This is a genomic window from Agromyces binzhouensis (assembly GCF_004135055.1).
Classification (GTDB): Bacteria; Actinomycetota; Actinomycetes; order Actinomycetales; family Microbacteriaceae; genus Agromyces; species Agromyces binzhouensis.
Genome location: NZ_SDPL01000119.1, coordinates 1 through 7670 on the forward strand (window position 1 = coordinate 1; position 7670 = coordinate 7670).

A 7670-nucleotide genomic window follows, 5' to 3' on the forward strand; every position below is an offset into this window, starting at 1 on the left:
GCCGCGCGCGGCGAGCCAGGCCCGGGCGAGGTCGCGCGCGGTGCGCACCTCGGGCCCGCCGATGTCGGGCGCGATGCCGAGCACGTCGTCGTCGAGCAGCTCGATGAGGCGCGCGGCGACGTCGTCGACCGAGACGGGCTGGAACGAGAACGCCGGGGCGAAGACCACGGGGGAGAAGCGCTGCACGCTGAAGAGGGTCTCGACGAAGTTGTGGAACTGCGTGGACCGGAGCGTCGTCCACCGCAGGCGCGATTCGGCGATCATCCGCTCCGAGGCGCGCTTGCCGCCGTAGTACGCGAGGGGGATGCGGTCGATGCCGACGATCGAGGAGTACAGCATCCGCGGCCGACCCGAGTGCTCGGCGAGGCGCACGAGGCGGCGGGTGATCTCGGTGTCGTCGCGGTTGGTCGTGGCGAGGTGCATCACCGCCCCGACGCCGTCCAGCGCGGCCTCGACGCCCTCGCCGGTCTCGAGGTCGCCGCGGACCGTGTCGGGCGCGCCCGATCGGCTGAGCACGCGGACCTCGTCGCCCCGAGCCCGGAGCTGCCGCACCACGGCGCGCCCGAGCGAGCCGGTGCCTCCGGTGACGAGGACGGGTGCGGACGGCGAGGTCACCCGACCATTCTGCCTCCCCGGCGAGGGTCCCGCCGCACCGCCGGCCGCGGCCTCCGTCGTCGTCGCGGCCGGGTTCGCGGCGCGGTCGCGGACCGGGGGAGGGCGGTCGGTGGGAGAATCGACGGGTGCCCGTGTACCGAGATGACGCCGTCGTGCTGCGCACCCACAAGCTGGGCGAGGCCGACCGCATCGTCACGCTGCTGACGCGTCGCCACGGCAAGGTCCGTGCGGTCGCGCGGGGCGTCCGGCGCACGGCGTCCAAGTTCGGGTCGCGGCTCGAGCCGTTCATGGTCGCGGACCTCCAGCTCTACGAGGGCCGCACCCTCGACGTCATCACGCAGGCCGAGTCGATCGGCGCCTACGGTGCCGAGATCAGCCAGGACTACGCGGCGTACACGGCCGCGAACGCGATGGTCGAGGCGGCCGACCGACTGACCGAGGCCGAGGGGTCGCTGCAGCAGTACCTGCTGCTGGTCGGCGCGCTCCGTTCGCTGTCGCGGCGCGAGCACGGGCCCGACCTCACGCTCGACTCCTACCTGCTCCGGGCGCTCTCGATCGCGGGCTGGGCGCCGAGCTTCGAGGACTGCTCGCGCTGCGGCGCGCCCGGCCCGCACACGGCCGTGGTCGTGCAGCTCGGCGGAGTCGTGTGCGAGTCCTGCGCGCCGCCCGGCAGCCCGCGCATCGCCCCGAGCACGGTGCACCTGCTCGGTGCGCTCCTCGCGGGCGACTGGGCGATCGCCGAGGCGTCCTCGCAGCGCGACCGCGCGCAGGCGAGCGGTATCGTCGCGGCGTACGCCCAATGGCATCTCGAGCGCGGACTGCGCTCCCTCTCCCACGTCTCCCGAGGAACGGCCCCAGAGTGACCCCGAAGCCCTACACCCACAAGGACGCGGTGCCCTACCGCCCGCTCGACTGGACCGGCCTCACCCCGCCCGACTTCCCGAGGGGCTCGGTGCCCGAGCACGTCGCGATCGTCATGGACGGCAACGGCCGCTGGGCGAACCGGCAGGGCCTCACGCGCATCGAGGGCCACAAGGCGGGCGAGGAGGTGCTCCTCGACGTGGTCGCCGGGGCCATCCAGGCGGGTGTGAAGCACCTCTCCGTGTACGCGTTCTCCACCGAGAACTGGAAGCGCTCGCCCGACGAGGTCCGCTTCCTCATGGGCTACAACCGCGACGTGCTGCACCGCCGCCGCGACCAGCTCAACGAGTGGGACGTGCGGATCAGGTGGGCCGGCCGCCGCCCGCGCCTCTGGAAGTCGGTCATCGACGAGCTGCAGGTCGCCGAGCGGCTCACCGCCGGCAACACCGGCCTGCAGTTCACGATGTGCGTGAACTACGGGGGCCGCAACGAGATCGTCGACGCCGTGCGCTCGATCGCCGACGACGTCGCGGCCGGTCGGATCCGCCCGTCGGCGGTGTCGGAGAAGCTGATCCAGAAGCGCCTCTACGTGCCCGACATGCCCGACGTCGACCTGTTCGTCCGCAGTTCGGGGGAGCAGCGCACCTCGAACTTCCTGCTCTGGCAGTCGGCGTACGCCGAGATGGTGTTCCTCGACACGCTCTGGCCCGACTTCTCCCGTGTCGAGCTCTGGAAGGCCATCGAGCTCTACGCCGCCCGCAACCGCCGCTTCGGCGGTGCGGTCGACACGCCCGATGCCGCGCCGCCGGCGCCGGACGGCCTGTAGCCGGTGCAGCGCAGGGCGGAGGAGCATCCGCTCGACACGCCGTACCGACCCGGCGCGCCCGCCGGGACCTCCTTCGCCGTGCACGTGCCGGACCGATCCGTGCCGATCGGGGAATACACGGGCCGATCCATCCGTTCGCATTCATCGTGACGTCCCCCATCAAGATCGACATCTGGTCCGACATCGCCTGCCCGTGGTGCTACATCGGCAAGCGCCACCTCGAAGCCGGGATCGCCGCGCTCGGCGACGACGCCCCAAAGGTGGAGGTCGAGTACCACTCGTTCGAGCTGTCGCCCGACACGCCGCTCGACTTCGAGGGTTCGACCACCGAGTACCTCTCCAAGGCCAAGGGCCTGCCCCTCGAGCGGGTCGAGCAGATGCTCGAGCACGTGACCGGCGTCGCCGCGCAGGCGGGACTCGACTTCCACTTCGAGACGGTCGCGCACGTCAAGACCCTGAAGGGCCACGAGCTGCTGCACCTCGCCAAGGCGCACGGCACGCAGCTCGAGATGAAGGAGCGCCTGCTGAAGGCGTACTTCACCGACGGCGGCCGCGTGAACCGCATCGACGAACTCGTCGGCTGGGCCGAGGAGCTCGGCATCGACGGCGGCGAGGCGCGCGAGGCGCTCGAGTCCGGCCGGTACGCCGACGACGTGCAGGCCGACATCGCGCAGGCGCGCGCCTACGGCATCCAGGGCGTGCCCTTCTTCGTCTTCGACGGCAGGTACGGCGTGTCCGGCGCGCAGCCCGCCGAGGTGTTCGCCCAGGTTCTCCAGCAGGTCGACGGCGAGCGCGACGGAGCCGCCGCGTGAGCCGCGAGGCGACGGATGCCGCTCCCGCGCCGTTCACGATGATCGGCGACCCGTCGGCGATGGCGTGCGAGGGCGACGCCTGCCTGATCCCGAACGATTCCGCAGGGTGAGGTGACGCGAAACGACCGATCGGCCCGTGCGGGGATCGATTCGCGTCATCTCGGGGTCCGGCGGGCGGGCTCCCCGGGCTCCGGCGGCCGAGCGGCGGCTACTCGGGGTCGCTGATGTCGGCCACGGTCGCACCGAGCGCGGCGATGAGCGCGTCGGCGTCGACGAACAGGCTCCGCCCGTGCTCGCCCGCGCCCATCGAGACGCGTCGTCCGACGATGGTCTCGTCGGCGACGACCGGCCAGGCGATGCTCGAGCCGAGCGGCGTGATGGTGCCGCGCTCGTACCCGGTCGCGGCGAGCGCGAGCGAGGCGTCGGGCAGCTGGAGCTTGTTGACCGCGAGGAGTGCGCGGAGCTTCGGCCAGCTGATCTTCCGGCCGCCCGGCACGAGCGCGAAGACGTAGGTGTCGTCGCTGCGCTTGACCACGAGCGACTTCACGATGTCGGCGGGCTCGATGCCGAGCAGCCCGGCGGCCTCCTCGAGGCTGCGCGCGGCGGGGCGCTCGATCACCTCGATGTCGAGGCCGCGTGCCGTGGCATCCGCCTGCACCCGCTCGACCCCGACCAACCCGGCGAACCGCGTCATCTCGTCCTCCCCGCTCCCGTCCTGCCCGCATCCTATGCGCCCGTGCCGCGCGCTCGGGCGGATCGGGCTCACGGTCTGGGAGAATCGAAGGCGATGCCAACGACCACGACCCCCACCCGCCCGCTCTCGATCGGCGGCCTCGACCTCGAGGTGCCGGTCGTGCTCGCGCCCATGGCGGGCATCACGAACACCGCGTTCCGCCGGCTCTGCCGCGAGTTCGGCGCCGGCCTCTACGTCTCCGAGATGATCACGAGCCGGGCGCTCGTCGAGCGCACGCCCGAATCGATGCGGCTCATCACGCACCACGAGTCCGAGACGCCGCGCTCCATCCAGCTGTACGGCGTCGACCCGAAGACCGTCTCCGAGGCGGTCACGATGCTCGTCGCGGAGGACCGCGCCGACCACATCGACCTGAACTTCGGCTGCCCGGTGCCCAAGGTCACCCGCAAGGGCGGGGGAGCGGCGCTGCCCTGGAAGTCCGGGCTGTTCCGCGACATCGTCGAGGGCGCCGTGAGGGCGGCCGGTGACATCCCGCTCACGGTCAAGATGCGCAAGGGCATCGACGCGGACCACCTCACGTACCTCGAGGCCGGGCGCATCGCCGAGGGCGCCGGGGTGGCGTCGATCGCGCTGCACGCGCGCACCGCCTCGGAGTTCTACTCGGGCCAGGCCGACTGGCCGGCGATCGCGAAGCTGAAGGAGACGGTCACGAGCGTGCCCGTGCTCGGCAACGGCGACATCTGGTCGGCCGACGATGCGCTCCGCATGGTCGACGAGACCGGCTGCGACGGCGTCGTGGTGGGGCGCGGATGCCTCGGCCGGCCCTGGCTCTTCGGCGACCTCGCCGCGGCCTTCCGCGGGGAGCAGGCGAAGGCCGAGCCGACGCTCGGCGAGGTCGCGCGCACCTTCCGGCGCCACGCCGAGCTGCTCGCCGACTTCTTCGACAGCGAGGAACGCGGCTGTCGCGACATCCGCAAGCACGTCGCCTGGTACTTCAAGGGCTACCCGGTCGGCGGCGACCTCCGCGCCAGGCTGGCGACGGTCGAGTCGCTCGCCCAGCTCGACGACCTGCTCGGCACGCTCGACTGGTCGACGCCCTATCCGGGCGAAGGCGCCGAGGGCCCGCGCGGCCGCGCCGGGACGCCGAAGAACCCCGCACTGCCCGACGGCTGGCTCGACTCGCAGGACCTCGCAGGCCACGACCGGGCGACCCTCGTCGACGCAGAGCTCGACACGAGCGGCGGCTGATCGCGTGCGCGACCGACTCTTCGGCGGCTACGACGAGGCCGACGCCGAGCGCTTTCTGCCCGAACAGCACGAGAACCGTCGCCGCAGCGACTTCGCGCGCGACCGCGCCCGCCTGCTCCACTCGAGCGCGCTCCGCCGGCTCGCCGCGAAGACCCAGGTCCTGAGCCCGGCCTCGGGCCTCGACTTCGCGCGCAACCGGCTCACCCACTCGCTCGAGGTCGCGCAGGTCGGCCGCGAGCTCGCGACGAGCATCGGACTCGACCCCGACGTCGTCGACACCGCCTGCCTCGCACACGATCTCGGCCACCCGCCGTTCGGCCACAACGGCGAGAAGGCGATGAACGCGTGGGCGGCCGACATCGGGGGCTTCGAGGGCAATGCGCAGACCCTGCGGATCCTCACCCGCCTCGAGCCCAAGGTCGTCGCACCCGACGGGCGCTCGCACGGGCTGAACCTCACGCGAGCGAGCCTCGATGCGAGCTGCAAGTACCCGTGGCCGGAGGACTCCGGCGTCGGCGACCCGAGTGGGCGGACGAAGTTCGGCTTCTACGCCGACGACATCGACGTGTTCGAGTGGATGCGCCGCGGCGCCCCCGAGCGCCGACTCTGCATCGAGGCCCAGGTCATGGACCTCTCCGACGACATCGCCTACTCGGTGCACGACTTCGAGGACGCGATCGTCGGCGGCTACATCGACGTCGCCGCGCTCGGCCGTCGGGTGGACCACGACGAGCTCGTCGACTCGATGGTGGAGTGGATCGGCGGCGCCTTCGGGCACGACGAGCTCATCGCCGCCTTCGACCGGCTCGATTCCCTCGACGTCTGGATCTCGGAGTGGTCGGGCGGTCGCCGCGAGCAGGCCGCCCTGAAGAACCTCACGAGCCAGCTCATCGGGCGCTTCGCGCACGCGGCGACCGAGGCGACCCGGGCCCACCACCCCGTCGCGAGCCTCATCCGCTTCGACGCCGACGTCGTCGTGCCGCGTTCCATCCAGGCCGAGATCGCCGTGCTCAAGGGCATCGTCGCCGCGTTCGTGATGTCGAAGAACACCCGCCAGCCGATCTACTCGCAGCAGCGGCAGGTGCTCGCGGCTCTCGCCGACGCGCTCTGGGAGACCGGCGAGACCCACCTCGACGCCGGCTTCGCGGAGGACTGGCGGGCGGCGCAGGACGACTCGGCGCGCCGGCGGGTCGTCGTCGACCAGGTCGCGAGCCTCACCGACCAGTCCGCGCTCTCCTGGTACGAACGCCTCGTGCAGCGATGACGGGCGTGCGGGGCCGCCGGGCGGCATCCGCGGAATAGGATTGACGCATGGCGGGCCGCATTCGACAGAGCGACGTCGAAGAGGTCAAGGCCCGCACCAACATCGCCGACATCGTCGGCGAGCACGTCTCGCTGAAGTCGGCCGGCGTCGGGTCGATGAAGGGCCTCTGCCCCTTCCACGACGAACGCAGCCCGAGCTTCCACGTGCGCCCGCAGCTCGGCTACTACCACTGCTTCGGCTGCGGCGAATCCGGTGACGCCTACACGTTCCTGCAGCGGATGGACCACGTGACGTTCACCGAGGCCGTGGAGCGGCTCGCGGGCCGAATCGGCTACGAACTGCACTACGAGGACGGCGGGCCCGCCGAGGGCGCGGGCAACCGGGCTCGGCTGCTCGCCGCGAACCGAGCAGCCGAGGAGTTCTTCCTCGAGCAGCTCGGCACCCCCGAGGCCGAGGTCGGCCGGCGGTTCCTCGGCGAGCGCGGCTTCGATGCCGACGCCGCCCGCCACTTCGGAGTCGGCTTCGCGCCGAAGAGCTGGGAGACGCTCACCAAGCACCTCAGGGGCAAGGGGTTCACGACGGAGGAGCTCGCCGCGTCAGGGCTCGTCTCCCAGGGCGACCGGGGCGTCTACGACCGGTTCCGCGGGCGGCTCATCTGGCCGATCCGCGACGTGACGGGGCAGACGGTCGGGTTCGGCGCCCGGAAGCTGCTCGAGGACGACCCGGGCCCGAAGTACCTGAACACCCCCGAGACGGCCGTCTACCACAAGGCGCAGGTGCTCTACGGGCTCGACCTCGCCAAGCGCGAGATCTCCAAGACCCACCGCGTCGTCGTCGTCGAGGGCTACACCGACGTGATGGCGTGCCACCTCGCGGGGGTCACGACCGCGATCGCCACGTGCGGCACGGCGTTCGGCGTCGACCACATCAAGGTGCTCCGCCGCGTGCTCGGCGACGACTCGGGCCTCGGCGAGGTCGTGTTCACGTTCGACGGCGACGCCGCGGGGCAGAAGGCCGCGATGCGCGCGTTCGCCGAGGAACGGCGGTTCGCGGCGCAGACCTTCGTCGCCGTCGCCCCCGACGGGCTCGACCCGTGCGACCTGCGACTCGCGCGCGGCGACGCCGCGGTGCGGTCCCTCGTCGAGTCCAAGACCCCGATGTTCGAGTTCGTGATCCGCACGACGCTCGCCCGCTTCGACCTCGAGACGGTCGAGGGGCGCGTGGCGGCGCTGCGGGCGGCCGCGCCGATCGTCGCCGACATCCGCGACCCCGCGCTGCGCCCCGGGTACACGCGCGAACTCGCCCGCATGCTCGGCATGGAGCTCGAGGAGGTCGGGCGGGCGGTCCGCG

The 7670-nt window shown here is 72.1% G+C and carries 8 protein-coding genes; 6 read left to right on the forward strand and 2 right to left on the reverse strand.

Annotated elements, in window-relative coordinates; all coding sequences use genetic code 11:
- The coding region (locus tag ESO86_RS07805; protein WP_165307490.1) for an SDR family oxidoreductase at positions 1–615 on the reverse strand (615 nt) is incomplete at its 3' end.
- Positions 616–740: 125 nt separating this feature from the next.
- Here ESO86_RS07805 and recO point away from each other — a divergent pair.
- The 3 genes from recO (at position 741) to ESO86_RS07820 (ending at position 3114) form a co-directional block, all read left to right on the forward strand.
- Positions 741–1478: a DNA repair protein RecO gene (gene recO, locus ESO86_RS07810; RefSeq protein ID WP_129234390.1), complete on the forward strand. Its 738-nt coding sequence runs from the start codon at positions 741–743 to the stop codon at positions 1476–1478.
- Entirely contained in the window at positions 1475–2302 is an 828-nt protein-coding gene (locus ESO86_RS07815) for an isoprenyl transferase (RefSeq protein ID WP_129234391.1), read from the forward strand. The genes recO and ESO86_RS07815 overlap by 4 nt, the downstream gene beginning before the upstream one ends.
- Before the next feature lie 146 nt (positions 2303–2448).
- Positions 2449–3114, forward strand: a complete 666-nt coding sequence (locus ESO86_RS07820) for a DsbA family oxidoreductase (RefSeq protein ID WP_129234392.1) — start codon at positions 2449–2451, stop codon at positions 3112–3114.
- A 208-nt stretch (positions 3115–3322) separates the two neighbouring features.
- Here ESO86_RS07820 and ESO86_RS07825 read toward each other — a convergent pair whose 3' ends face one another.
- A complete protein-coding gene (locus ESO86_RS07825) occupies positions 3323–3808 on the reverse strand; it encodes an aminoacyl-tRNA deacylase (protein ID WP_129234393.1) in 486 nt (161 codons plus the stop codon).
- Between the two features lie 93 nt (positions 3809–3901).
- Between ESO86_RS07825 and dusB the strand changes: the two genes are divergently transcribed.
- The 3 genes from dusB to dnaG form a co-directional block, all read left to right on the forward strand.
- Entirely contained in the window at positions 3902–5056 is a 1155-nt protein-coding gene (gene dusB / locus ESO86_RS07830) for a tRNA dihydrouridine synthase DusB (RefSeq protein ID WP_129234394.1), read from the forward strand.
- 4 nt (positions 5057–5060) lie between these two features.
- A complete protein-coding gene (locus ESO86_RS07835; RefSeq protein WP_129234395.1) occupies positions 5061–6320 on the forward strand; it encodes a deoxyguanosinetriphosphate triphosphohydrolase in 1260 nt (419 codons plus the stop codon).
- Between the two features lie 47 nt (positions 6321–6367).
- Positions 6368–7670, forward strand: a 1303-nt coding sequence (gene dnaG / locus ESO86_RS07840; RefSeq protein WP_129234396.1) for a DNA primase, incomplete at its 3' end; no start/stop codon positions are given.

Bases quoted from the DNA above. Each gene is read 5' to 3' on its own strand.
- ESO86_RS07825 (WP_129234393.1), bottom strand. From the start codon at position 3,808: ATGACGCGGTTCGCCGGGTTGGTCGGGGTCGAGCGGGTGCAGGCGGAT.
- dusB (WP_129234394.1), top strand. From the start codon at position 3,902: ATGCCAACGACCACGACCCCCACCCGCCCGCTCTCGATCGGCGGCCTC.